The organism is Steroidobacter denitrificans, from assembly GCF_001579945.1.
In the GTDB taxonomy this organism is placed as follows: domain Bacteria; phylum Pseudomonadota; class Gammaproteobacteria; order Steroidobacterales; family Steroidobacteraceae; genus Steroidobacter; species Steroidobacter denitrificans.
Genome location: NZ_CP011971.1, coordinates 178957 through 205905, shown reverse-complemented (window position 1 = coordinate 205905; position 26949 = coordinate 178957). Strand labels below are relative to the sequence as shown.

The 26949-nt window shown below is 61.0% G+C and carries 20 protein-coding genes and 2 pseudogenes; 12 read left to right on the top strand and 10 right to left on the bottom strand.

Annotated elements, in window-relative coordinates; all coding sequences use genetic code 11:
* Positions 1–6: 6 nt before the first annotated feature.
* From ACG33_RS00835 to ACG33_RS00820, 4 genes are read right to left on the bottom strand one after another with little or no spacing between them, the layout of a single operon-like run.
* Complete coding sequence (locus ACG33_RS00835; RefSeq protein WP_066917934.1) at positions 7–2430, bottom strand: SUMF1/EgtB/PvdO family nonheme iron enzyme; 2424 nt, start codon at positions 2428–2430, stop codon at positions 7–9.
* Complete coding sequence (locus tag ACG33_RS00830; RefSeq protein ID WP_066917933.1) at positions 2427–4871, bottom strand: serine/threonine protein kinase; 2445 nt, start codon at positions 4869–4871, stop codon at positions 2427–2429. The genes ACG33_RS00835 and ACG33_RS00830 overlap by 4 nt, the downstream gene beginning before the upstream one ends.
* A 48-nt stretch (positions 4872–4919) precedes the next feature.
* The gene (locus tag ACG33_RS00825) at positions 4920–6170 is read right to left on the bottom strand and encodes a hypothetical protein (RefSeq protein ID WP_066917932.1); all 1251 of its coding nucleotides are present in this window, start codon (positions 6168–6170) and stop codon (positions 4920–4922) included.
* Between the two features lie 45 nt (positions 6171–6215).
* The gene (locus tag ACG33_RS00820; protein WP_066917931.1) at positions 6216–6704 is read right to left on the bottom strand and encodes a hypothetical protein; all 489 of its coding nucleotides are present in this window, start codon (positions 6702–6704) and stop codon (positions 6216–6218) included.
* 43 nt (positions 6705–6747) lie between these two features.
* Here ACG33_RS00820 and ACG33_RS00815 point away from each other — a divergent pair, with 43 nt between their 5' ends.
* Entirely contained in the window at positions 6748–7176 is a 429-nt protein-coding gene (locus ACG33_RS00815) for a hypothetical protein (RefSeq protein ID WP_210399122.1), read from the top strand.
* Between the two features lie 261 nt (positions 7177–7437).
* Here ACG33_RS00815 and ACG33_RS00810 read toward each other — a convergent pair whose 3' ends face one another.
* Positions 7438–8256, bottom strand: coding sequence for a hypothetical protein (locus ACG33_RS00810; protein ID WP_066917929.1), 819 nt, complete (start codon positions 8254–8256; stop codon positions 7438–7440).
* Positions 8257–8652: 396 nt separating this feature from the next.
* The gene (locus tag ACG33_RS00805; protein WP_066917928.1) at positions 8653–9234 is read right to left on the bottom strand and encodes a sigma-70 family RNA polymerase sigma factor; all 582 of its coding nucleotides are present in this window, start codon (positions 9232–9234) and stop codon (positions 8653–8655) included.
* Between the two features lie 282 nt (positions 9235–9516).
* Here ACG33_RS00805 and ACG33_RS16985 point away from each other — a divergent pair.
* Positions 9517–9615: pseudogene (locus tag ACG33_RS16985) on the top strand (response regulator); the annotation flags it as partial.
* A 151-nt stretch (positions 9616–9766) separates the two neighbouring features.
* A pseudogene (locus ACG33_RS16980) lies at positions 9767–9895 on the top strand (response regulator); the annotation flags it as partial.
* A gap of 152 nt (positions 9896–10047) precedes the next feature.
* On the opposite strand, the gene ACG33_RS00800 reads toward ACG33_RS16980, so the two are convergent.
* The gene (locus tag ACG33_RS00800) at positions 10048–10341 is read right to left on the bottom strand and encodes a hypothetical protein (RefSeq protein ID WP_066917927.1); all 294 of its coding nucleotides are present in this window, start codon (positions 10339–10341) and stop codon (positions 10048–10050) included.
* Positions 10342–10473: 132 nt separating this feature from the next.
* Here ACG33_RS00800 and ACG33_RS00795 point away from each other — a divergent pair, with 132 nt between their 5' ends.
* Both ACG33_RS00795 and modA read left to right on the top strand, forming a co-directional pair.
* Positions 10474–10995, top strand: coding sequence for a hypothetical protein (locus ACG33_RS00795; protein WP_066917926.1), 522 nt, complete (start codon positions 10474–10476; stop codon positions 10993–10995).
* Entirely contained in the window at positions 10992–11849 is an 858-nt protein-coding gene (gene modA / locus ACG33_RS00790; protein WP_066917925.1) for a molybdate ABC transporter substrate-binding protein, read from the top strand. The genes ACG33_RS00795 and modA overlap by 4 nt, the downstream gene beginning before the upstream one ends.
* Here the strand turns inward: modA and ilvA are convergent.
* The gene (gene ilvA / locus ACG33_RS00785; RefSeq protein ID WP_066917924.1) at positions 11825–13345 is read right to left on the bottom strand and encodes a threonine ammonia-lyase, biosynthetic; all 1521 of its coding nucleotides are present in this window, start codon (positions 13343–13345) and stop codon (positions 11825–11827) included. The genes modA and ilvA overlap by 25 nt on opposite strands.
* 94 nt (positions 13346–13439) lie before the next feature.
* On the opposite strand from ilvA, the gene ACG33_RS00780 reads away from it, so the two are divergent.
* Together ACG33_RS00780 and ACG33_RS00775 are read left to right on the top strand one after the other, a co-directional pair.
* Positions 13440–14771, top strand: coding sequence for an aminotransferase class V-fold PLP-dependent enzyme (locus ACG33_RS00780; protein ID WP_066917923.1), 1332 nt, complete (start codon positions 13440–13442; stop codon positions 14769–14771).
* A complete protein-coding gene (locus tag ACG33_RS00775; protein ID WP_066917922.1) occupies positions 14768–15187 on the top strand; it encodes a hypothetical protein in 420 nt (139 codons plus the stop codon). Before ACG33_RS00780 ends, ACG33_RS00775 begins: the two co-directional genes overlap by 4 nt.
* Before the next feature lie 17 nt (positions 15188–15204).
* On the opposite strand, the gene ACG33_RS00770 is transcribed toward ACG33_RS00775, so the two are convergent.
* Positions 15205–16056, bottom strand: coding sequence for an alpha/beta fold hydrolase (locus ACG33_RS00770; protein ID WP_066917921.1), 852 nt, complete (start codon positions 16054–16056; stop codon positions 15205–15207).
* 334 nt (positions 16057–16390) lie between these two features.
* Between ACG33_RS00770 and ACG33_RS00765 the strand changes: the two genes are divergently transcribed.
* The 5 genes from ACG33_RS00765 to ACG33_RS00745 all read left to right on the top strand — a co-directional run bounded on the left by ACG33_RS00765 (position 16391) and on the right by ACG33_RS00745 (position 24691).
* The gene (locus ACG33_RS00765; protein WP_066917920.1) at positions 16391–18547 is read left to right on the top strand and encodes a S9 family peptidase; all 2157 of its coding nucleotides are present in this window, start codon (positions 16391–16393) and stop codon (positions 18545–18547) included.
* Positions 18548–18819: 272 nt separating this feature from the next.
* Positions 18820–19056, top strand: coding sequence for a hypothetical protein (locus ACG33_RS00760; protein ID WP_066917919.1), 237 nt, complete (start codon positions 18820–18822; stop codon positions 19054–19056).
* A 262-nt stretch (positions 19057–19318) separates the two neighbouring features.
* On the top strand, positions 19319–20920 hold the full coding sequence (locus ACG33_RS00755) for a tetratricopeptide repeat protein (protein ID WP_066917918.1): 1602 nt from the start codon (positions 19319–19321) through the stop codon (positions 20918–20920).
* Positions 20921–21328: 408 nt separating this feature from the next.
* Positions 21329–23410, top strand: coding sequence for a 3-hydroxyacyl-CoA dehydrogenase NAD-binding domain-containing protein (locus tag ACG33_RS00750; RefSeq protein WP_066922627.1), 2082 nt, complete (start codon positions 21329–21331; stop codon positions 23408–23410).
* 78 nt (positions 23411–23488) lie between these two features.
* Complete coding sequence (locus ACG33_RS00745) at positions 23489–24691, top strand: acetyl-CoA C-acyltransferase (protein ID WP_066917917.1); 1203 nt, start codon at positions 23489–23491, stop codon at positions 24689–24691.
* A 185-nt stretch (positions 24692–24876) separates the two neighbouring features.
* Here the strand turns inward: ACG33_RS00745 and ilvB are convergent, their stop codons facing one another.
* Positions 24877–26712: a biosynthetic-type acetolactate synthase large subunit gene (gene ilvB / locus ACG33_RS00740; RefSeq protein ID WP_066917916.1), complete on the bottom strand. Its 1836-nt coding sequence runs from the start codon at positions 26710–26712 to the stop codon at positions 24877–24879.
* Between the last annotated feature and the right edge of the window lie 237 nt (positions 26713–26949).

Genomic DNA, 26949 nt, shown 5'->3' with positions numbered 1-26949 from the left:
ATGCGCTCATTGCGCGTAGCGGGCAATGCGAAAGCCGATATCGTTGCGCGCGGCATCGCCGAAATCGCGCGCCGAGAGGCGAAGGTCGGTCACGCTGGAGTGTCTCCAGCTGGATCCGCGGATCACATGCTGCCGCCCTTCCGCCGGCCCCATGGGATCCACGGCCGGCTGGCTTGTGCTCAATCCCACAGTGTAGAGATCATGCACCCACTCTGCGACGTTGCCGCCCATATCATGCAGACCCAGCGGATTGGGCGGAAATCTCCCGACCGGTGCACTGGCGGCAAACCCATCGTCATACTCTGGAATGACATCCTGCAGGATCAATCGTGCGGTCGCGTCCGCATAATTTCCTGAACGCGGCACCACCGGCAAGGTATCTCCCCAGGGATAGCGACGCAAACGAGTGGCGGTTTCGTAACGAGCCGCCCATTCCCATTCGGCATCGGTGGGCAGACGATATCCCGTCGTCATCGGCTCGACGCCGACGAGCCGGCCGCCCTTGCTTTCGTAGGCGGGCGACAGCCCCTCCTGCTGCGACAACCAATTGCAATATTGTGCGGCGTCACCCCAACTCACCCCGACCACCGGCTGATTGTCCAGATCGAGGGTATGCTGTCCGATGACGCCGGAGCGGTGAGAGGACCTGAAACGCCTGAACTGGGCATTGGTCACCTCTGTCACGCTGATGTAATAAGAACGTTTGAACTCCACCTCCCTCTGTGCCTCATTCGCGCGCCGTCCGGGTTCGCGCCGCGAACTACCCATGGTGAATCGGCCGATCGGCATGCGCCGCAGCTGTAACCCATCCTTGGTTTGCACGGTTGCCGGCGTAGCCGCCAGTCGCGACTGTTCCACTGTCGGCAATTTCGCCTCCACGATCTGCCTCATGCCGGGGCGCGGCGTCACACTGGTCTTGAAGTCCACGAAGCCCGCCTTGCGGATCACGATCTCGTGCGTGGTGGCAACCAGGCGCAGGGTTTGATTTGCCGCACCGCGAGCCTCACCGTCCACGTAAAGCTGCGCGTCCGATGGTTGAGCATGCAGTTCTATTTCACCAAAAACGCCTTCCAAAGGAATGCTCAAGCTGCGGCTTTCTCCGGCACGCAAAGATAATTGCCGCGATGCGGAGGCGTAACCGGGACGGGTAAGAACGATGGTGTGTGGCAATTCCGGGCGCAACTCGAGTTGCAAAGGCGTCTGCCCGCGATAGACCCCCGCCACCGAAACGCCGGCGCCGGCAGGTTCGGAATGCAGCATTAAGCGTCCATCCGGCAGCCCCAGCGTGATCGGACCCAACGACACAGGCTGGCCCGCCTCGATCTGCACGTCGGTCGTCCAGGATTTGAATCCCGCCAGGCGCAATTCCAATGGATGACTACCGGCCAGTATCTCGGTTCTCAGCGGCGTTACCCCCACACGCCGGCCATCGACCCGTACCTCGGCACCCGGCGGCGCGGATTTCACCTCGACCAGCGCCCAGTCCGGCTCCAGCTGCGGACTGAATACCTGCGTCTTTCCGCCCCCCTCGATCTCGAGGGTATCGCTGAACGGCCGGTAACGTGGCGCCGTGATCGATACGGTATGACGGCCTGCCGCCAATTCGAATTCACCCGGCGCGACGCCCTGTTCCTTGCCATCGACCTCGATTTTAGCGCTCACCGGCACATCGATCTGCAACCGCCCCGGCAGCTTCGCCAGCTCGAGCCTGAACCGCTGGTTGGGTTCCTTCGTCACCGTCACATCGATATGTGCGCTTGCGTAGCCGTCCTGCTGCGCCCTGATGCGATAGCTGCCCGAGCGCAACAGGACATGTCCGCCGAAGCGAACGATCGGAGCAGGTCCATCCAGATCGAGCCTGGCTTGTGCCGGATCGGTTACCACGCTGATGGATACCGCGGTAAACATGAACCACAACGCGGCGGCTACAACGATCGCCGCGATACCCATCATGGCGCGTGCCGGACTGACGAGAAAGCGGCGCGGCGTACTGTCGGCATCGCTGCGCCGAAAATCGACGATATCGATGCGCTCTGACTCGCCGTCGTTTTCGCCGTGAATGCCGGCGCCAGCGGCGATAATCGGCGGCGCCGTGATATTGCCGCTGCTGCCGTCGTCCACGCGGGCGACGAAATCCTCGCCGAAACGCCCGTCCTGACGCGCAATACACAGTCTGGACGGCCCGAGGTTCACCACATCGCCAGAGCGCAGCCAGCTCGAGCTGGTGAGCCGCAATCCATTGAGCAACACTTCCGCATCTTCGGCCGGCTGCACGAACAATTGCTCCTCGTGCAATCCGATATACGCATGGACACCGGGCAGACAGCCGCCTACCAGGATCGTACTGCCTGGGCCGCCAACGGAAATCGGAAAATCCGCGGTCGCAAACCGGCGCTCCCCCAGCGCTTCGCGCACGATCAAGCCGCTCAAATACGATCCTCACATTGAATGACGATGGGTTCGAGCACCGTCCCTGGCCGCACCGTGATCTCCCGACGCACATCACGATAGCCCGCTCGTGTTCCCACTACCGTATAGCTTCCCGGCAGGAGCTCCAGCGATCGATGCGTGAAAGCACCGAATTCGCCGACGCGATAGATGGTCACCTGAGTAATATTGTCGGACTGCAGTGCTACCACAACCGGTACATCAGCCCGCTCCAGCCATTGTTGCAGGGTGGCGAGTTGTTTGCTGAGCACCGGACCTGGGCTTTCGATCGCGCGCGCGCGCGCCATCATTTCTTTCGCGGATATACGTACCGACTGACTGAACAGGCGCTCGGGCTGAGTCAGATACAGCTCCAGTTGCTCGTTGAGTGTCGCACGCGGCGTCGCGCGCGCGAGACCTTCAGCAGCGGCGGCGATCGTCGTATCCAGCTCCAGGACGGTTCGATACTGCGTCAGCGCACGCGCCCATTGCTCCTGCATCTCCAGCTGGCGCGCCAACTCGAGTTTCGTAGCAATCTCGTGCGTACGCCGCTCCTGCTCTACCTGGTGCAATGCCGGTGCAATCTCCGTTGCAGCGGGACGAATCCTGCGCGCCGCCTCGAAGGCGCCGTTCGCCGCCGGATAGTCGCCGGCGGCGAGCGCGCTATAACCACGCGCCATGGCAGCCGCGAATGCATCCCCGGCCAGGCGGGCCTCGATGCGGCGTACACCGTCGCCGGCCCGCTGAGCCTGCGCATCGAGCGCCAGCGCTTCACGGAAGCGTGCCAGCGCCTCATTCGTCTGCTCATCCTTTTCCAGATGCTCCGCTTCGGACGCCAGTCTCATCACTTCACCAAGCGTCGATGCCCGTTTCCGCCCCTGCAGAGCCTCGGTATTGTCAGGCTCGATTTTCAATGCGAGTTCGAATGCGGCTGCCGCTGAACCCGCTGCACCTTGCTGCAAAGCCGTGGCACCTTCCTGCAATCGTTGCACAAGCACTTCGTCGGCGCGCTGCTCCAGCACGTCAACCAGGGATTCCAGCGTGCGATAATGTTCGGTGGCCGCAATATACTCGCGTTCCGCGTAGGCCTCGTCGCCGGCCGCCAGTTCACCGGCAGCGCGCGTATAGGCCGCTTCATCCCATTGCGATGCAGCGCGTTCCCGGAGTGCATCCAGGCGCTGCTGCAGACCGATACGCTGCTCATCGGCGCCCTGCCTGGCATGCGCCAGTACCGTCAAATCCACAGGTTCTCGTGCCGGCGTATCGAGAGGCTCCGGCGCCGCAGCAGGCGGCGCCGGCATCTGCCGCTCGGCGACCCAGCGTGGCAGAACGATGAATACCACGACAGCGGCAAGAACACCCGCTGCGACCAGCCCCGCTCTCAGGATGCGCCGTGCATGCTCACCGGCCGCCATGCCGACCGGCGCCGCGCTCGGGCGGCGCCACTCGCCGCGCAGCGGTTCCTGTCCAGCCGATGCGCACGATGCCGGAGGCGTGACAGGGAGTATGATTTTACGAGGCGTCGATGAGTTCACGTTGTCGATCATGACCGGTGCCGCCGAGTTCGCAAGCACTGTTTTCAATTCCCGTTCGATGACATGCATGCTGGACGGCCGCTGCTCAGGCAGAGGCGCCAGCATACGTTCGAGCAGCCGCGCCAGCAGCAACGGCACCGATGCATCCAAAGCCGCCATGGATCGGCCGGACGCCGGCAGCACGACAGGCCTCTCGACCAGACAGGCCGCGGTTCGCGCCGCGGGTTGCCGAGCGCTGCCGCCGGCCACTCGGCCTGCCTCCAGGTCATACGCAACGGGTTCGTCCGGATAGAACGGCGGATACCCGCATAACAGCTCGTACAGCAGCGCGCCATAACCATAGATGTCATCCGCTATGCTGGCCGGCGCGCCGGTGCGTTGTTGCTGGCTCATGGTAAAAGGTGAGCCGCGGCCCGCATCCGGCGCCGGTACGGCAGTCAACGCCAGGGCTGTACCGAAATCGACCAGGCGAGGTGCACCGGTCGTGGTCAACATGACGTTCGCGGGTTTGACGTCCCTATGCACGATACCCGCGTCGTGTACATGTGCAAGCGCTGCTGCGACCGGCAAGACCACTCGCAGGATCTCGCCCCATCCACACCCGCGCAGCTGCGACAGATCGCCGCCGTCGAGATATTCCATGGCGATCCAAGCATGGCCGCCACTGCGGTACAGGCCGTCCACCCGAACGATATGTTCATGCGCAAGCCGGCGCAGCAGCCCATATTCCCGATGCAGCAGCCACAGGGCAGCCGCATTGCCGCCTTGCTTGACGGCGAGAATCTTTACAGCGACGAAGCTGTCCCGCTCATAATCCCGCGCCAGCCATACTTCGCCGCTGCCGCCTGTACCCAGCTGCCGGATCAAAACGAATCTTTCCGACAGCGTATCTCCGCTTTCCAGCGTCATACGCGGCGCGGCGCACCTCGGTTCGCCCGCACGGCCTTCGCATCATCATCAATCGCTTTGAGCATCGGTATCCACCGCCGCCGGTGCGGTATCATGTGCCGCGGCTGGAAGTGCTGCAGGCAGCCCCGTCTCATTCTCGTAGAGTTCCTTGAGCAACCGCCGCCATTCATGATATTTCTCTTCCGCCGTACCCTGTAGTTGCAAAGTACGACCTTCGACCTCGATGACCATCGGCTGAACTTCCGCCTGGAACGAATCGCCCAACTGCTTGATCGACTCGGAGTGCATCTTTACTTCGGCGCCCTTGTCGAAACCACTTTTAATGACATAAGCGCCGCCGAAGATCGCACCGGTTGCGGCAGCCTGTCCAACATAACTATCCGATTCGCTGCCTGCGATCAGACCGCCTACGATCGCCGCCGCCCCAAGCAGCTTGCGCGATAGAGCCGAGCGTTTGGCGGCGCTTTCGGCCTCGAGTTCCGCATAGCTATAGCGGCGCCAGCTGGTGTATGACTCGGCCATGTTGTCCGTGAACAGCGAATAGTACTCGTTGATCGTATCGAGCAGAGCGTAATCGCGCTCACGCAGACGATCCATCCGCGCCGACAACGGATCGTTGTCGGCCGGCAGACGCATCACCTTGTACTGTCCGCTCTTCTTATCCTCGCCTAAATAGTCTTGAAAGGCATACGGTGCAAGGTCCGTCGCGAATCGCAACTCGGATACGCGGCGTACGTTCTCCATATCGGCCGGCGCAAGCTGTCTGCGGTACATCAGCATATCGTTGGCCAGAGTGCTGTACAGGTTCTGGAACGGATCGCGGGGTCTGGCGCTTTGATCCTTGTAGGAACGGGTATCCGCCGGCTGCTCATATTCGCGCTTGAACCATCGACGACCGGTGGCGTCGCTGACGACGATCTCGGCGCGTAGCAGCTGGCCCGTGGACTCGAGAATCCGGCCCGAGACGTGTACGTCCAGACTGTCCGCATCCCTGGGTATGACCCGCACCTGGCCCCATTGACCCGTCCCCTCCAACGTATTGCGAATCTGCATCGGAAAATAACGTGCTTCTGCCTTGCGAACCTCAGGGAATATATGTTCACGCTCCAGCGTCTTCTCGTTCGTGGGCAGATTTTCGTCGAACAGGCGTACGCCGACGTCCAGCAGCTGCGCCGCCGGAATCTCGGTAGATGCCTGAATGGCCTTGATGCGCGGCTGGGGCCGGGTTTCCTGAGTAACGCATCCAGCTGCTGCGAACGCAGTGGCCAAAAGAGCAAGAATGGCGATCATGCGATTCATGATGCGTATAACCGGTGATTCGGTTCTGCGATGCTTCGAGCCAACTCAACCACCCTTCTTGTAATTACGATATTCCTGCCACAGTTTTTCACGCAGCTCCGGGTCGGACTCGCTCATCGCCGCCTCGCGCAACTGACGTGCGACGATGTCGTCATCGCTGCCATCGGGTATTCCGGCCGGTACCGTGTTCGGCCCGCTGCCCCCGCCGGTACCACCACCCACGCCGCCGCCGCCCTGGCGGCCACCGCCTTGGCCCTGCGCATCTCCCCGGCCCCCGCTGCTCCCCTCATTCCCTGAGCCGCCTCGATTTTCTGCATCCCGCACACCATCGTCTGATCCGCGATCGCCAGACCCTTGGCTCGCGCCGGCGGCACCGAAAACGCCCCCATCGCCATCCAGGCCATCTCCTCCCAAACCTGACCCGCCGCGCTGTCCGGCAATGCTGGCCTGCTCTTCACGGAGGCGATCATCAAAAACGCCTAGCGAAGCATTTAGTTCGCGATCGATCTGTGCGCTGCGCTCGCCCGTGGTCATGGGGCCGGCGCCGGGGCCGGCCTCCTGCCCCCCGCCCGCTGTCGTGCCCTGCGATCCTCCCTGGCCGGTGCCGCTCGCGGAACCGGAGCCGTCCGCATCGCCTCCCGGCCCTTGGCCGGCGCCGCTGCGGCCTGCCGTTGTACCGGTATTGTCCTGGCTGCTGGATGAAGCTCCCGGTGAAGACCCCGGCGCAGACTCTTGTGGACGGGAATCTCCCGATGAAGGCATCGATGCGGAACCGGCGGAACCCTGGCCGCTGGAGCCGGATGAGGGCGTGTTCGCCGAACTGCCGTCCCCGGAACGGCCCGAGGAGCCGCCGGAACCCGAAGCGCTGCCGGAGGATGACGGCGAAGAAGTCGGGGAAGGTACGGACGTGGACTGCTGGCTCGCACAGCCGCCCATCAGGAATACCGACACCGCTCCAGCTGCTGCCACACGAACCACAACAGCAATCCATCGATACAGCGAATGATGAATCTTCATTGCTTCTCCATCGATTCCCTGTCGATTTCTACTCGATTCCTTGCACCGGTTCAGCGGCCGCCGGATCTCGGCAAGGCAGAGTTCAAAAACCAAGCGCGCCGGCCCCAAAAACCAAGCGTGCCGGCCCAGGACACCCGGACCTCGGAACGGACAATTCACTGTGCCGCACTGCAACTAAACGCAACCTGAGATCGCTATCCTGGATCGGCGAGGTAGCGGATCTTTCGACCTGCCTGCCAGGCTACGGTTCCTATGGCGATGAGACAGCGGCCACCTCCTCCTCGCCGGTACCGAGCAGAAAGGATTTCAGCTGTCCCGCAAGACGGTCACAGGCCGTGCTCTGTACCGGCGCGATCAGGGGGATCGGCGCGATTGCGCCGATCATGACCGAGGTTCCCTTCACATCGGTGCTCAGGCTGCCGACGCTGATTCCGTTCCGCAGGTCCCAAATCGTCGCCTCGTAGTCGGAATTTTTTTGCCACCAGCCCAAGCCCAGGCACGCCGCGCCACCCGGTCCCGCTGCGCAGGCAAAGCTGCCGCCGCCGTCCGTTTTCTGGGTGATCCCATCGATCCAGACGATATATCGCACACCCATGGAATCGATGCGCTCACTCACGCCGGGCCGGGCAAGAAATGTATTGAATCCTTGAGCATTCGCCGGCGCCGTGCTCGGTTCCAGCCACGGATACAAGGCATCGATGAAAGTATGATCGGCATAGATCTGGAATGGTCTCTTCGCCAGATTGCTGCGAGGTTCCACCGCCTGGCCAGCTCGCTGCCGATTGGCGACATTGGCGGAAACCGAAACACCGACCAACTCGCGCTCCAGGCAATCCATAAACTTTTCTTCCGTACCGCTGCCTTCCAGGTGCGGCTTCGCCAACAGCACGATGGCCTCATTCGAGGAAATCTGCGTTGGCGCCTCACGCAGTTCCTCGATTTTAGCCGTCATACAGCCGCCCAGGGTGGACCACAGCAGCGCCGCCGTGCCGAGACGAAGCGCACCGGCAATGGAAAATGAACGGCATGTGGCGTCATCATTACAAGACGCGGCATTCGCGGCGCTCATAGCCCCTCCAGAAAGCCGCGATCGCAAATCCCATCCGGACCGCGCGGCAAAGCAATCCCGGACTCATCGAGCGAGTATACGCCAACGATTCCGGCGTCAATGCCGAGAAACCGCGATCTCGAAAAGCATGTCCCCCGCAGAAACCACCCACCCGGTGCATCAAAACAGCGGCAGCTGCCTCGGCCTATCGCTCGGCGACCGGGCGATTACTGCCTGATCCGTGAATGGATCCATCGGGTTTCATTTCATCGGCTGAGCCAGGCTCGCCCAGGGTCTTCCAACCTCAATAACCTTCCCCGGAGTGGCTTTGGAGAGCAACGTCGGGCAGCCGGGGCCGCAGGCCGGGCATTGCGGCCGAACCAGGAACGCGTCTTGACGATTCTGGCGTTTCTCAAGCTACCGGAACACGTCGGCGCGATGGCCGATACGATGCCCGGTACGATGAAATTCCATGCCGTCCGCAAGGGCAGGTACATTGGTGACTTGGGCCGCATCGCGGCTTAGGATATTCACCAGCCGATCACGCGCTCGAGCGATACGGCTTTTGATCGTACCGACGGCAACCCGGCAGACATCCGCTGCTTCCTCGTAGGACAATCCGGTCGCACACACCAGAATCAATGCCTCGCGTTGGTTCACGGGCAGCAGCTGCATAGCACGGCTCAGATCCCCCAGATACAGCTGTGCATCATGATCAGGCATGACCGCAATCTGCGCCGCAATGAAGCCATCCGGATCCTCGATCTCGAATTTGCGATGCCGTAGCTCCGAGTAGTAACAGTTTCGCAGGATCGTGAACAACCAGGCCTTGAGATTGCTGCCTAAGTTGAACTGTTCCCGATTTGACCAGGCTTTCAGAACCGTATCCTGCACCAGATCATCGGCCTTCGATGGATCTCCACAAAGCGAGCGGCCAAAGGCGCGCAACGCCGGCAGCAATGCCGTGACGTCTTCCAAGAACTTATCCTGGTCAGTCATGGCCGGGCTCCCGTACTCGATCGGTGCGGCGGCGCCGACATGGCACTCGCAATGCGCCGCCTCGGCCCATCCTACAGAGGCCAGAGGCTTTTGGAGATCAGGGATGACCCCCAGGGATGATCTTGGACACGATCCTAACGGCTGTCAGATATGACCATGGATGTGATCGGGTTCGATCTCAATCAATCCCGGGTGTACTTTAGACTCGATCCCAATTGCTGCTCGGCCCCAATGCACTCGTGACACCCCGGAGCCTTTTCATGGCTTTAGCACACGCCATCGCTGAATCTGCCTTACCTGCGCCGCCATGCACGCGCCCTGTGCGGCTCGCAAGCCAGCGGTGATGCGCATGTTCGCGCCTGTCTGGAAGCCATTGTCGCGGATCCGGCGATACTGAATGACGACGTACCTCCACGGATCGGCCTGTACTGCGTCTTTCACGCGCTTTGGAACAGCGCCAACGGCTGTACACGGGGTGTAGCAGGCTCGCAACACAACACTACGGGAGCAGAGCGAAGCGCAGATTCCGATCGTTTTCGTCACCGCCTATCCGGAACGACTGCTGACCGGCGAACGCCCCGAGCCTACATTCCTGGTCACAAAGCCCTTCGTGCCTGAAACGGTCAGGGTGGCAATCAGTCAAGCGTTATTGCTCACCTGAACACCGATTGCTGTTATGCGATACGACTGGAGTTCATGACGTCGCGGTGGGGGTGGTGCGGACGGAAGACTGTCGAGAGCAGGGAGCGCAGATCACGCGTAACGGGTCGGAAAAGGTGCCGCTCCGATGAGCGGCACCTTATGGATCGCGTGCTACTGAGGCGCGCGAACCACGCTGGCGGAACGGCGCTTGGCTGCGCTCTTCTTTGCACCAGCCTTCTTCTTGGCAACCTTGCGAGGTGCCTTGGCGACTTTCTTCTTGGCCGCTGTCCGGGCGACCTTCTTCTTGACGGCGGTCTTTGCGACCTTCTTCTTGGCAACCTTGCGAGGTGCCTTGGCGACCTTCTTCTTGGCCGCTGTCCGGGCGACCTTCTTCTTGACGGCAGTCTTTGCGACCTTCCTCTTCGCACCAGCCTTCTTCTTGCTCACTTTTCTCTTCGTTGCCATGTATGGCCTCCGGGTTAGTCCCCAAAATTGGGTCGGTACTCGAACCTGGATCTTGCGATCCAGCGCCGCGTGTAGCCTCGGCGCGCCTGCATTATTACACGGGAAACCATTCATGATGCATGATTGCGTTCCATGAGTGACGATATGGACAACGATCTCGATCCCGCGGCGGACATCATCCGGTGTACTCGTGCACTCCGATCACATCGACGTAACGACTATGAGCATCGTGCTTGCGGCTCGGATGAGATGCTGTTGCCTCATGTTTTACAGGCTTTCGGTACACATGAATGCCGCTCGTTTCAGGATGATATGAGGTACGACGACAAGCGCCGGCTGCCACTCACTGAGTGCAGCCGGCTGATCCATATCATCTGCGCCGCCGTACATCATGCTCAGACGATCACGCTCAGGCAGTCGCAGCGTATTGCGCCTGAGCGCGATCAGGCACATATCGAAAAATCACGCGCCGATCTCCCGGATACGAAAATCCATACCACCCTCGTCGACACTCAAGGCGAAAACGTCCCGATCGATCGGCGTGCACGCGAGGCGATCGATTTACTGAAACTGCAACGTTCACCTGCCGCAGCAGCTCCCGCTCGGATCCCGGAACGAATCCCGCAGTCTCGAGCAGTGTGGGATATCCCATGAGCATACGGCGTCGATATCTGATTGCTTGCGTAGCGACGGCCTGGGTCACGGCCAGCGGGGCGGCCAGCGGGGCGGCTAGCCGGCCGCCGGAACCACTGGTTGTCTTTGCCGCCGCATCGCTCACGGACGTGCTACAGGAAATCGGCGAGCGATACACTCAGACAAGCGGCACACCGGTAAGGCTGTCGTTCGCCGCAAGCTCGGTGCTCGCCCGTCAGATCGAATCCGGCGCACGCGCACAGGTTTATTTCTCGGCCGACCAGGATTGGATGGATTATCTGCAGGCGCACGACCTGATCGACCGCGGATCCCGGCAAAACCTGCTGGGCAATCGATTGGTGCTGATTGCTCCGAGCGACAGCAAGACCTCCTTTCGCCTCGCCGAAATCAAGAAGGATCGCGGCAAAACCATCCGTACCGCGCTACTCGAGGCGTTGGGGCCCGCGGGGCGGCTATCCATTGCCGACCCGGACTCGGTGCCCGCCGGCAAGTACGCCATGTCGGCGCTCGAGACGCTGAACCTATGGGATATCGTCGAATCGCGGCAGATTCGCGCAGACAATGTACGCATGGCCTTGATGTATGTCGCGAGAGGCGAGACGCCTTTGGGGATCGTCTATTCGACAGACGCCTCGGCAGAGCCCAGGGTACGCATCGTGGACTTCTTTCCATCGTCCTCCCACGAACCCATCACCTATCCGATAGCCGCAACACATGATGCCGGTCGACAAGCCAGGCCCTTCCTGGAATTCCTGCGCGGTGAGGCGGCACGCACTATTTTTTTTCGGGCCGGCTTCATCATCATTGAGCCGCCCGGCGAGCGGACGGATCAACCCGCCAGAAACATCCCGTAAGCCGGATTGTCCGTCTCCTCCACGAAGCTGTATTTGAGCTCTCGTACATGCAGGTCGAAGTCGGCGCGCTCATTCGGAGGAATCTGTATGGCCGTGAGTACCCGCCCGTAGTCCGATCCATGATTACGGTAATGGAACAGCGTGATGTTCCATTGTGTGCCGATCGCATACAGAAATTTGAGCAGCGCACCAGGGCGCTCGGGAAATTCGAAGCGGAACAGACGCTCGTGCTCGATCCCGCGACCATATCCTCCCACCATGTAACGCACGTGCAGCTTGGCCATCTCGTTGTCGGTCATATCGACGACGGAGTAACCTGCTTGCTGCAGATGGCTGATGACGGCTTCCTTCTCCTTGCGGCCTGCTGATATCGCCAGGCCCACGAACAGGCGCGCGGATGTTGCATTATTGTAACGGTAGTTGAACTCGGTGATACTGCGCTGTTCGAGAACTTCGCAAAAACGCAGGAAGCTGCCCCTCTCCTCGGGAATCTGCACGGCAACCAGTGCCTCGCGCTGGCCGCCGATATCGGCACGTTCGGCGATGTGGCGCAGGCGGTCGAAATTCACATTCGCGCCCCCGTTGATGGATACGAACGTTCGGCCACGGCACTGCTCGCGGCTGACGTAGCGCTTGATGCCGGCAACGGGAAGTGCCCCGGCCGGTTCCACCATCGTGCGGTTATCCTCAAAAATATCCTGGACCGCCGCGCAAATCTCATCCGTGCCTACGGTGATCACTTCATCCACGTACTCGCGTGCCAGACGGAAGGTCTCTTCACCGACACGGCGCACCGCAACGCCGTCGGCGAATATTCCGACGCGCTCCAGCGTCACCCGCTGCCCCGCCTGCAAGGAGCGATACATGGTATCCGCCTCCTCCGGTTCGACACCGATGATGCGGATCTTCGGAAATAGATACTTGACATAGGCCGCCACACCCGCGATCAGGCCGCCGCCGCCGATCGCGATGAAGATAGCATCGATTTCTTCGCCGGCTCGTTGGCGCAAAATCTCCATGCCGATCGTCCCTTGACCGGCGATCACGTCGGGATCGTCGAAAGGATGAATGAAGGCCAACTGCCGTTCACGCGCCAGTTGCAGCGCATGCTCATACGCTTGGTCGTAGTCATCGCCATGCAGAATCGCCTCACCCCCCAGGTCAATGACTGCTTGAACCTTGATCTGCGGCGTGGTCCGGGGCATGACAATGGCCGCGGGAATGCCGCGGCGCCTGGCCGACAGCGCTACACCCTGGGCATGATTGCCTGCCGATGCACAAATTACGCCGCGCCCTGCAGTGGTATCGGAAAGGTGCGCGATCTTGTTGTACGCTCCGCGCAGTTTGAACGAAAAGACGGGCTGAAGGTCTTCGCGCTTGAACCATACGTCGTTGGCGAGCCGGCGGCTCAGACGCGGTGCCGGCTCCAGCGGCGTTTCGATCGCGACATCATAGACGCGCGCCTTCAGAATACGTTCCAGGTAGTCGTGCGACATGCGGGGTCGATGGACAGAGGATATGAGCCATTACGGTAGCAGGAAACCTCCACCCAGTCCTGCGATAAATGAGAGATCGCGTCCTGATGAGCCGATGAACGATACGAAGGCACCCCCTCCGCAGTCGACCGGTCCCACCGGTATGACTCGCCGTGAACTGCTGACCGCCGGCACGCTCCTTGCCGCCTCCGCGCCGGCGTTCGGGCAGAGTCGGCTACCCGGTATGCCGTCGTCTTCTCGGGAACTGTGGCAATGGGTACGCACACAGGGAATGTTCGACTCGCGCCTCACCTTCCTGGACGTCGCCACCGCCGGCCCGACCCTGCGCGCGGCCATGGCCGCCGAGTATCGTGCACGCGAAGCCCAAAGCTTCGGCGTGGCGAATGCCGCACTGGACCGCTGGGCGACGGAAACGACCCGGCTGGCGAGACGTTTCGCCGATTTCATGGGCTGCAGCATGGACGAACTGATATTCACGCGAGGCACGGGTGAGGCGCTGAGCATCGCCGCGGCGGGGCTGGATCTGGCAAGCGGAGATGAAGTGGTCACAACAACCCGCGAGCATCCCGCCGCATTGAGCCCCTGGCTGATGCTGGCGCGCCGTCATGGCATTGTGGTCAAACAAATTACCCTGCCTGCACCGCTGGAGACCCCCGAGCAGACGCTGGAAGTGCTGGGCGATGCCATGAGCGAACGCACCCGGGTGCTGGCATTCCCGCACCTGGACTATGCCGATGGCGCACTCCTGCCGGTCAGGCAGATATGCGCCCTGGCCCGGTCCCGCAATGTCATCACCATCGTCGACGGCGCTCAGGCGCTGGGTATGCTGGATTTCCAGCTACATGATCTAGATTGCGATTTCTACGCGGCCAGTTTCCACAAGTGGATGAACGGCAGTCACGGCACGGGCATGCTGTATGTCAGCCGTCCCAGCCTGGAGCGGCTCTGGCCGATCGAACCGCGCGGCATCGATGCGCCGCCGATCCCGACTCCCACAGTGGCCGTCGGCCAGCACGGCGTTCCCGCCGCGCTGCATAAACTCGGCAACATCGTCCCACTGGCTTGGCCCGCCTTGCGAGGCGCAGAGATCGCCGTCGATTTCCAGCAGCAGATACTACGCAGCCGCATCGAGGCACGCGTGCGGGAACTGGCGATCTATGCACGCATGCGTCTGCAGACGCTCCCCGGAGTGGAACTGCTGACGCCGGCGCGTCCAGGACTCTGGGCAGGTATCCTGAGTTTTCAGGTACCCGGCAGATCCGCAGCCGACATGGCGGCGCATCTGGCGCATGGATTCCGGATATACATACGCGAAGTGCATCGAGCGGAGCGCACCGATGGCGCGCTACGCGTCTCACTGCACATCTTCAACTCGCATGACGATATCGAGAAACTGATCCAGGGCCTACAGCAGGTGCTGCGATGACGCATCTCGCCTGGCTGATGATCATGGGCAGCCTGAGCGGACTGATCAGCGTACTGGCGCACGCCGCGGCCGGCTCCGCCCTAGGCATGCTGCGCGAGCGCACTACGGACAACGCAGCACTGGAACCCTCGCTACAGACACCGCAGGTATTGCTGCACATGTTCTGCGGAATGGGGTTGGGGTTGATATTCTGGCTGAGCTGGGGATTTGCCGCAGTGGTCCACGTCGCCTGGTGGGTGCGCGGGCTGTCGTTCGGCGGCTTATGCTGGACGGTATTGACGTTGCCCTGCCTCATCAATGCCGCTCTGGTGCTGCCGATCAGCTGCAAGGACTGGATAGCGGTCGCCTCACGATGGTTCGGCACCTGCCTGATCAGTGCGCTGGCCTGCGCCTGGGGTTGGGAGCGTATCTTCTAGCGTTCCTGGTAGCGCTCCTAGCGATCGAAAAATTCGCGGGCCACAGAGCTGAAGCGCTGCGGTGCGGCCGTCAGAAATCCCTGACCATAATCCGGCAGATCCAGTATCGAACCGTTGGATAATGCCGCACGCGCACGTGCCGCATGATCTTCATATTCGTCGTGCAGCCGCAGCACCAAGGTTTGCTGCTTCACCAGCGGCAGGCGTTCGGCGGTAGGATATTCCATCACCGCCGCCAACGCGCTGCTGCCGTGCCGCCCCGCATGAAGACAGTCGGCGAACTCTTCGACACTGCTCGAAATCGGCGCGTTCGCTCCGCGGCGATCGAGCCTGCGCTGCCACGCCTCGATCACATCACCACCATCCTCGCGCGTACCAGGTATATTCACCTGCTGCAGCAAGGCAATCCTGTCCTGGGCGGAATGACACGGTACCCCCCAAAGCATGATTCGCCGCACCTGCTGCGGGCGCAGGATCGCCAGCTCGGTAGCCACGAGCGCCCCAAGCTGGTGACCGAACAAATCGATCGTGCGCAGACGTAGCTCGTCGATGAAGTCCCCTACCGCGCCCGCCAGATCCGCAACCGTCGCCTTGCTGCCCGCGGCCTCGGATGAGCCATGACCTGGCAGATCCGGCGCATAAACACTGCGATCGCTGCCAAGTTCACGCATCATCGGCGCAAACAACCGCCCGGACCCGCCGCTGTGATGCAGACAAACGACCGGCGTGCCTTCATCGAAGCCGCCGCCAGACGGATAGGCCGTCCAGAGATGAATCTGACCATAGCGGCTTTCTGCGTACGAACGCCGCAGATGCACAATGGCGGGCTGGGGAAAAGGCAGGCGATTGCGATGTTTCACTTGGATCACTGAAGGCCCCTGAAGCTGGCGATTCGACCCGGCGCCAAACCCCGATATCGAACCCGGAGATCGACCCCTGAGATTCAATCCTGCGTCCTGCAGGATCTAAGTTGCGCAACGCGGCGCAAAATCATGTTGAACAGTGTACGCAGCGAGTCCCCGGAAGAAATGATGTACTTCTCAGCTTGCACAGTGCGGATGCATACGTAGGCTAAACTAGACTTGTTATGGAATATCGAATCCATCTACGGCATATCGAGGATCACGAATGACCTGCCGGTACTGTCATAACGAGACATCGAATACTCGCCTCACGCAAGACGGGAGATTGAGGATTCACCTGATGCGAATTGCCGTTACTGCCATCACGTGGATCGCGGGTATTCATGCAACGTTCACGACGCGCCTGGTGCTGGCGCAACCCTATACGGCAGATGCCATGTGGCAACTGAAACGCCTGGAGGCGCCGAGTATTTCTCCTGATGGACGCCTCACAATCGTGCCGGTGACACGCTTCGACATCGACAAGAACAAGAGTGCGACCGACTTGTGGCTGATACCCACCAGGCCCGGCAAGGCGCGTCGGTTGACCAGCGATTCAGGCAACGACAGTGCACCTGTATGGAGTCCGGATGGCGAGCAGATCGCTTTCGTCTCCAAGCGCGGCGAAGACAAGGAGCCGCAGCTTTATGTTATCCCCGTCAATGGCGGTGAGGCGAGACGAGTCACCAATCTGCCTGCGGGCGTGAGCGTACCTAAATGGTTTCCGGATTCGAGGCGCGTGGCCTTTCTGTCGCGCGTCTGGCCTGACTTGAAGAGTGCGGATGCCGTGGAGGCCCGATTGAAGAAGCGCGGCGAATCGCCCATGACCGCAAGGGTCTGGGACAAGGCTCCCATCGCCCATTGGGACCGTTTTCTCGATGACCGGCAGATGCATGTCTTCTTTGTCGATATAAACGATGCCGATAGGACAAGCGGCGAGCCGCAGGCCATCACGCTGGGATCCGGTCAGATGCTGGATCCCGCCAATCCGGACGCCACGTCTTATGATATTTCGCCCGACGGCACCGAGATTGCATTCGTCGCAAACGTCGATGCCAGCGGTATCGACCCGAATTTGGACATCTTCATTCTACCGATCGGCCCGGGTTCGATCGAACCCGGCATGGCGCGCAATATCACCAGCGACAATGTCGCGGACGATACCGCGCCGCTGTATAGCCCCGATGGCCGTACGCTGGCCTTTCGCCGCCAAACGATCAAGGGCTTCTATGCCGATCGCGCTCAACTCATGCTGTTCGATCGTCGCAGTGCGACTTTGCGCAGCCTGACCAAGACCTGGGACCGTTCCGCGAACGGGCTGGTCTGGTCGCCGGATTCCAGTGCGCTTTTCGGTGCCATCGACGATGCGGGATCACAGCGCATCTACCGCTTCGATGTCTCCAGCGGCAAGCTCAGGGCAATCACCCGCGATTCCAGCTACAGTGCTTTGGCGGTTGCGGGCAGCGGACCGGTCATCGTGGCGCTTCGGCAAAGCTTCACCGAACCCCCAACCCTGGTCAGCATCATTGCGCGCACCGGCGCGGCAACCAAGCTCAGCGATTTCAACGATCAGAGGCTGGCAGATCTCACACAGGGCCGATTCGAGAGCGTCACGTACCAGGGCGCCAACGGCGAGGACATACAGATGTGGGTGGTCTATCCGCCCGATTTTACGCCCGAACGCAAATGGCCCTTGTATTTGCTCCTGCACGGTGGACCGCACAACGCCATGACCAATGGCTATCAATGGCGCTGGAACGCCCAGGTGTTCGCCAACTGGGGTTATGTCGTTGCCTGGCATAATTTTCATGGTTCCAGCGGTTTCGGTCAGACATGGACGGATTCGATCACCAAGGAACTCGCCGAGCTTCCCTATGAAGATACGATTCGCGCCGCGGACTGGTTCGCCGCCCAGCCATGGATCGACGCCGATCGCATGGCGGCCGGCGGCGGCAGCTATGGCGGCTATCTCGCCAGCGTGCTCCTGGGCAGGCCGCATCCCTTCAAGACCTTGATAGCGCATGCAGCGGTGTACGACCTATATGCCCAGTATGGCAGCGACTATGGGGCAGAGCGATGGCGCCACGGTGAACACTGGGACGATCCCGAACGCTTCATGCGCAACTCGCCCCACCTGTCCGCAGGCAGCTTCAAGACCCCGACGCTGGTCATCCACGGCCAGCTCGATCAGCGCGTCCCCGTGAACCACGGCATCGAGCTGTTCAACACCTTGCAGAAGCGCGGCGTGCCTAGCAAATTCGTGTATTTCCCGGATGAGAATCATTGGATTCTCAAACCCCAGAATTCATTGTTCTGGTATCGCACCATGCGTGATTGGCTGGCGCAGCATGTTGCGCCCGGCGCGGGAGAGATCGCTGCGCCGGCAGTCCCGCCTGCCCCGCCCGAGCCGCAGGATGGAGCAGGTCCACCCGCCAGAATCGCGCCTGCATCCCCTTGATCCTTCCACTGCGATTCAGCCGTCGCAGCGGGAAAGGTCTGCGTGGCTGAACCCAGCCGTAACAGGCTTCTAGTGCCGCCGGGGAGGGAATGGCCGTACTCGTTTCCGCGTGATGCGCACCGGGGCGTCAGGATCGGCGCGTCAGGAGGTGACAATTCGCGTCAACGCTTCTGGCCATTACTGACGTAACCAACTGATTCATAAGAGTTCAAGAAAAATGGCACAATAAATGCTTGCCAATATGGCAGGTAATGGCATAAGGAATAACGCCGATGGGAACGACCGCTGAAGTGATCGGTTGGCTGCAGGTCGACGCCGGCCGCGCGCAGGTGATGGTCCGCGAGGCAAACGGCGACATCTCGTTGCAGGCCTCCGGTCCAGACGACTCGTTCAGTCAACGCGCCATACAAACCGGCCGCTTCAGCCGCGGCGATCTGGACTACGCGTCAGGCGCCGCTGCCGAAACGCAGACTCATCAGGCTCAGGAAAGCCTCGTTCAGAAGGGATAGTGTCGAACGGTTTGCGATTCGACGACTTTCGCGGTCGAATCCAACTTCGTTTCAATTCGCGATATTTCATCCCTGACAGTCCTGTCATGGCTTCATCGCCATCGCGTCAAAGACAGTGATGCCTCATCCCGGGCAATTCCGCTCATAGCCCTCGTATACCGCGCCTTCGGATTCACCATAGACGAGGGCCATGAGCGGCATTACGCCCCCCGGGAAACATTGAAGCTTGCGCGGTTAGCAAGCACTCGGCAACCTTCACGTCATGAACTCCACATGGCGCATCGTCGGCCTGATCGCCGTCACCGTGCTGGCAGCATGGCTGGTGCTGCGCGGTTACACATCATCACAACAATCTGCCGAACTCCCGGCACCGCCCGTGCGCGAACTGTTTCACGCCTCGAAATCCATTCAGATCAGCGTCATCGCTACCGATGCTGTACGGCTGACAAAGGGTCCGGCAGATATGCCGGGTCAAGCCCAAGGCGGCGCTCGGCAAAGCGCGGGCAAGGCGGCGCCAGATACACACCTCGATGTCCAAGGCGAGTGGCTCGAACTGGAGTTGCGGCGGCTGCTGAGCCGCGGCCGCATGCGCGTGGCGCCCGTCACGAACGAGCCCGCAGCGGATCATTACACGCTGCGCATCGAACTGGGGAAAGACGCCATGACGCTGATGCTCATCGCACCGGATGGAATCATCGAACGCCGCGAAACCGCAACCAGTGAACACAGCGGCAAACTGGCCATCTTGAGTACTCTTGCCGCACGGCTACCTGTGTTTCTGGATGCGGGACATGCCCGGCACGACTGGACGGCGTTCATCGGCACCGACGATCCTCAGACACTGGAATCCTATGAAAACGCCGCATTCTCCATCCTGGGGCCGCATGGCCACGGCTTCACTCGCCCACCCCGGCAACGCCGCGATCGTACGATCGAACGCCTGGAAATGCTTGCACACAAGCATCCCGACTTCGCCCGTGCGTGGGCCGCTCTGTCCGCCGGTTACTTGAGCCAGGGCGGAGAAGACGAACGATCCCTGACGCAACTGGCACGGTCCACCGCCGAGCGCGCTCTGTCGCTCGATGACGGCCTCGCAGACGCCCATGCGGTCTTGGGTCTGGTCCATCTGCGACAGGGAGAATGGATTGCGGCACGCGAGCGTTTCGATCGGGCCCTGGCGCTGGACATCAACAATGCACCCGCACTGGAAGGCCTCGCCTGCCTGCTTGTCGATGCCGGATATTACGCCGATGCGCGTCCCATCGCCTTGCGCAGCCTGGCATTGCAGGCGCACAACGCCGGCGCACAGGAATGCTTCATGTACGCCGACCTGTCGCTGGCGAAGGAACGGCCTCGAGCCGCAATCGATGCCATTCCCGCATCGACGCCCGCCGCCCAGGTACATGCACTGACTTTGATTCTCGATGCCGAGCTGTCATCGGCGCGGGACGTGTTGCGTGCCACCCTGAATACAGAGGATTTCAAAGCATGGGCGGCGCCCCTGCTGAAGGCCGCTGAAAACTCGCGTCAGGTACCCGCTGCACTGCAAGCCGTCACACGCGCCGCCAACGAACAGCGTATCGACGCCGTTACCGAGATCCTGTGCGGGACCGCGCTGCGCCAAGTAGAATTCGTTTTCAACCGTATCATGCGGCTACAACATCAGCGTAGCTACATACCGCTGCGCATCCTGTGGGTACCCGAAGCCGCTTTTCTGCGCCAGAGTCGCCACTTCGACAAGATCATCGTCGGCTCCGGCATCGGCGCCTACTGGCAGGAACATGGCGCCCCGGACATTTGCGCCGTCGAAAGCGCGCTCACGCTCTGCAAGCCACGCACCGCCTCCGGACGCAGCAGTTCATGAATCCTGGCAAAGGCCTGAACCCGGCCAGCTCAGGATCGCACTGCAGAATCTCTGTTGCGGCATCCATGGCAGCCGCCGCCTGGCGGCGGTCGAGCCCCGTCAGCCGTCCGCGCAGCGGCTCTTTGAATGGCCCCGAGAATCAATGCAACCAATTGTTTTATTGGAATTTATATCGCTATTTCCTAGAACTGGACCGGAATCGATGCGCGCTGCGACTCATTTGACATCGGCAACCGGAATTTCGCGGGACTGACAGCTATAATAGGCGTTTCGCCGAGCGCTCGTAACACGCGGCATGCCGCCGCTGCAGCCTCGATTGCCTGCCGGGCAGCATCAGTGATTCGCTGAGAGTGATTCGCTGACTTCAAGATTTCGTGATCACGTCTTCATGATATGGGAGAGGTACTGATGGGGGCTGTCAATGCCGTGGCTGATCTGGCCATCGAAGGCGAAATCGCCGTTCTTGCGCTCGATTCGCCGCCGGTCAACGCGCTGTCGCACATACTGCGCGAAGGTATTTTCAACGGCATCAAGCAGGCCATCGGTAACGATGCCGTTAAGACCATCGTACTCATCTGCCGAGGCAGAACCTTTGTTGCCGGCGCCGATATCACGGAATTCGGCAAGCCGATGAAATCACCCAGTTTCAACGACGTCCTTGGCCTTATCGAAGGCTCCCCCAAGCCCGTGATCGCCGCCTTGCACGGCACGGCGCTGGGCGGCGGTCTCGAACTCGCACTAAGCTGTCATTATCGCGTCAGCGTGCCTTCCGCCAAGGGCGGGCTGCCCGAAGTACATCTCGGCATCATCCCAGGGGCCGGCGGCACACAGCGTCTGCCGCGCATCGTCGGTCCGCGACGGGCGCTGGAAATGATCACCTCGGGCGCGCATGTCAATGCGGCCACGCTGCATCGAGAGGGATTACTGGACGAGATCGTCGCCGAGGACGAACTACGCGCCGGGGCAATCGCATTTGCAGCCAAGGTCATCGCACAAAAGATGCCGTTGAAAAAAATACGGAATCTGGACGAGAAACTTGCAGAAGTCCGCGGTAAGCCGGCGTTTTTCGCGGAGTTCCGCGCGGCCAACGCCCGCAAGTTCCGCGGTTTTCTGGCACCGGAATACGGTATTCGCGCCATCGAGGCTGCCGTCGATCTGCCTTTCGAGGAGGGACTCGCCTTCGAAGGCAGGCTGTTCGAGGAATTATTGAAGAGCCCCCAGTCCGCAGCCCAACGCTATGCGTTCTTTGCCGAGCGGCAGGCAGGGAAAATACCTGATATCGCCGATGACACGCCCATCATCCCCATCGCCAAAACCGGCGTCATCGGCGCGGGCACGATGGGCGGCGGTATTTCCATGAATTTCGCCAATGCCGGCATTCCGGTCACGATCGTCGAAGCGAACCAGGAAGCGCTCGATCGCGGCCTGGGCGTGATCCGCAAGAATTATGAAAATACCGCCAAGCGCGGCCGACTCAAGCCGGAGGATGTCGAGCGGCGCATGAACCTGTTGAAGGGTTCGCTGGATATGCAGGATCTGGCCGATTGCGACCTGGTCATCGAAGCCGTGTTCGAGGATATGGATATCAAGAAAAGCGTATTCACGAGGCTGGACGGCATCGTCAAGCAAGGTGCGATTCTGGCGACCAACACCTCCTATCTCAATGTCAACGAGATCGCTGCCATGACTCGGCGCCCCGAGCATGTCATCGGCCTGCATTTTTTCTCGCCGGCGAATGTTATGCGCCTGCTGGAAATCGTGCGCGGCAAGGCGACTTCGAAATCGGTAATCGCCACCTCGATGAAGCTGGCAAAGAAAATCGGCAAGATCGCGGTCCTGGTCGGCGTATGTCATGGCTTCGTCGGCAATCGTATGCTGGCTGCGCGTCAGGCGCAGGCGAATGCGATGCTCATGGAAGGCGCCATGCCCTGGGATATCGACAAGGTTCTTTACGACTTCGGCATGCCCATGGGGCCGTTCGCGATGGCCGACCTGGCGGGTCTGGATATCGGCTGGAAAAAAGCCACCAGCAGCAGTGCAAACATACGCGAAGTCTTGTGCGAAATGGATCGCCGCGGACAAAAGACCGGCGCTGGCTTTTATGATTACGACGACAAGCGCAATGCCCGCCCCTCACCGGTCACCGAGAAGCTCGTCAACGATTTCCTGGCCAAGGCGGGCGTCACGCCGCGCAAGATCACCGATGAGGAGATCCTGGAGCGCTGTATCCACACCATGATCAATGAAGGCGCAAAGATCCTCGAAGAGAAGATAGCGATCCGCGCCTCGGACATCGATATCGTATGGATCAACGGCTATGGATGGCCGGTATATCGCGGCGGTCCGATGTTCTACGCCGATACGCTCGGGCTGGCCCACGTCGTCGCCAAGCTCAAGGAACACGCCCCCAAGCTAGGCGCCGGGTTCAGCATTTCACCGCTGCTCGAAAAACTCGCGGCAACGGGTCAGCGCTTCCAGGACTTGCAGTAGCAGGCGTCCCGATAATTCAATATTTTTCGAACTGGCTGTACGAGATGTCCGGCCCGATCATGAACAGAGGATTCTTCCATGCGTGAAGCTGTCATCGTTTCCGTCGCGCGCACACCGATCGGCAAAGCCTATCGCGGTGCCTTCAACAATACCCAGGGTCAGGAACTCATGGGCCATGTGATCGCCCAGGCCGTGCAGCGCGCGGCGATCGATCCGGCAGAAGTGGACGACGTCGTCGTCGGCTGCGCTCTGCAGCAGGGATCCACTGGTAGCAACGTCGCACGCCAAGGCCTGCTGCGTGCCGGACTACCAGTCACGGTGCCCGGCATGACGATCGACCGTAAGTGCTCCTCCGGCCTCATGGCCATAGCGACGGCAGCCAAGCAGATCACACAGGACGGCATGCTGATCACCATCGGCGGCGGTGTCGAGTCGATCTCGCTGGTGCAAAACGACAAGATGAATTCGTTCCGCGCCAACGATCCCTGGCTGGTGGAGCAAATCCCCCAAATCTACATGGGTATGCTCGAGACCGCGGAAATAGTTGCCGAACGTTATGACATCAGCCGCGAGGAACAGGATCAGTACGCGCTCCAGTCACAGCAACGTACGGCACAAGCTCAGACGGAAGGACGATACGACGCAGAAATCGTTCCTCTGACATCCACCATGATCGTCACCGACAAAGCCACCGGCGCGACAACGGAAAAGCAGATCATCCTGGAACGCGACGAAGGCAATCGTCCCAAAACCACGCTCGCCGAACTGCAAGCTCTGCAACCCGTGTTCAAGAACGGTCAGCGTATTGCTGCAGGCCGTTTCATCACGGCGGGCAACGCCTCGCAGTTGTCGGACGGCGCCGCCGCTCTGGTACTGATGGAGGCAAAGGAAGCCGAGAAACGCGGGCTTGAACCACTGGGCGCCTACCGGGGCATGGCGGTGGCAGGCTGCGACCCTGACGAGATGGGCATCGGCCCGGTGTTCGCCGTACCCAAGCTGCTGCAAACCCAGGGCCTGAAGATGGACGATATCGGCTTGTGGGAGTTGAATGAAGCGTTCGCCAGTCAGGTACTGTACATCCGCGACAAGCTCGGCATTCCCAACGACTTGCTCAATGTCTCCGGCGGTGCGATCTCGATCGGCCATCCCTATGGCATGTCCGGCGCAAGGATGACCGGCCATCTCCTGATCGAAGGTCGACGCCGCAAGGCGAAATACGGCGTCGTCACCATGTGCATCGGTGGCGGCATGGGTGCTGCGGGCCTGTTCGAAATCTTCTGATTCGGCCCGCTAACGGAGGCTCCGTTGGCGATGGCGCTCCATAAGCAGTGATCGGTCCCGCCCATGGCTTGACTGGCAGTGAATCCCAAGACACAGCCAGTCAAGCCATGGGCGGGACCTGATTCCAGGAACGAGGTTGCACGAGCCAGGCCCGATCAGGGCCTGTTCGATCAGGCCAAGACCCGTTAAAACATCTCGGAGGCGTCGGGCGGGCGAACCTCGATCTGGTGGCGCGAAACGATGTGCTCGCCCGTAATCATCTCGCTGTATGGCTGCCCAGGCCCCACCATCGGATAGACGCCCGCATCCGGATCGATCATCACCTCCAGGAAGGCGGGTCCCTGAAATTCGACGAATTCCTTCACCACACGCGCCACATCCTGCGGGCGTTCCAGCCGCATCACGTAGGGGAAGCCGTCCGCCTCGGCTGCCTTGAGGAAATCCTTCTTGTGCAAGGAACGGTCGCTGGCGGCCAACCTGCCTTTGAAGAACAATTTCTGCCACTGCTTCACCATACCGTCGCCGCAATTATTGAGCACCACGACTTTGATCGGCAGCCCGTAGGTCGTGACCGTCTCCAGCTCGCCCAGATTCATGCGGATACTGGAATCTCCGTCGATGTCGATGACCAGTCTATCGGGTTGCGCAAACTGCGCACCGATCGCGGCTGGCAAGCCGAATCCCATCGTTCCCATGCTGCCGGAGGTCAGCCACAACCGCGGGCTGCGGAAATCGAAATACTGTGCGGCCCACATCTGATGCTGTCCGACGCCGGTAGTGATGATGGCTTCACCCCGCGTCAGCTTGTTGATCTCCTCGATCACATGGTAGGGCTGGATCCGCTCGCTGTCGCGCTCGTAGTTCATGGCATATGTGCGTCGCAGCTGATCGCAATGCGTCCGCCAGGTCGACCAGTCGCGATTAAATGCGCTGCGCCGTCCATAATCGATCAAGCCCCGCAAGGCTTCCGGCAACAGGCCGATGTGATGCCAGTGCACCTGCTTTACTTTGTTGATTTCCGAGATATCGATGTCGATCTGCGCAATCTGCTTGGCGTTGGGCGCAAACTTGGCCGGATTGCCGGCGACGCGATCATCGAAACGCGCTCCCAGCGCGAACAGGAAATCGCAGTCATCCACGGCATAGTTCGCGAAGGCCGCCCCATGCATGCCCAGCATGCGCATCGCCAAGGGATGTGTGGTATCGAGCGCTCCCAGCCCCATGAGCGTAGTGACCACCGGAATGCCATATTCGATGGCGAATTCCTGCAGGGCCTGGGATCCGCCCGAATGGATCACACCGCCACCGGCATAGATGAGAGGGCGCCGCGCGGCACCCAGCATGGTGAAGAATTCCGCGCAACGAGCATCGCTCAGGACGCTGTGCGTCAGGCGAGTCATACGCTGGCGATAGCCTGCCACCGGCAGACGGCCGGCGCCCTGAAACTTTCCCTGCCAGTTTTGCACGTCCTTGGGCACATCGATCACCACCGGACCCGGCCGGCCGCTGCGTGCGATCTCGAACGCGGTGCGGATCGTGGCCTCCAGCTTGCTGGGATCGGTGACCAGGAATACATGCTTGGCGACGGCGCCCATGATGCTGGCCACCGGCGCCTCCTGGAAAGCATCACTGCCGATCGCCCCCGTCGGCACCTGGCCGCAAATGACCACGATCGGAATCGAGTCCGCCATGCAGTCGCGCACCGGCGTTACGGTGTTGGTCGCGCCCGGGCCGGAGGTCACGATGCATACGCCGACCTTGCCTGTGGCACGCGCATATCCTGCCGCCATGAATCCCGCGCCCTGTTCATTCGCAGGCACGATCAGCGACATCTGACGGCGATCGCAACGCTCGCAATCCTGATTGTTTACGAAGATCGCATCATAGGTAGGCAGGATCGCGCCGCCGCTATAGCCGAATACGGTATCCACCCCTTCATCTGCCAATACCTGGACGATGATCTCCGCGCCTGTCATGGAAGTGCCGGCAAGGGCATGCGCCGAGACGGGAGAGGTGTTCATTGGGCGGGCAGCCTGAGCGTGTTTCACGGGATTGATTCCGACAATGCTTCGCGAAGCAGGAGGCCATTACGGGACGCGGCATGATCTGCTCCCTGGATTATAGCATACCGTCACCCTCCAGCCCGATCACTCGAGGCAGACCGGGCTAGACACTGCGCTGCAGCTGCGCGCCGCCGTGCCGGGCCCTCAGGCGGCTCATGCCTGGATCCGATGTGCCCGGATCCCGTATGCTTGAAG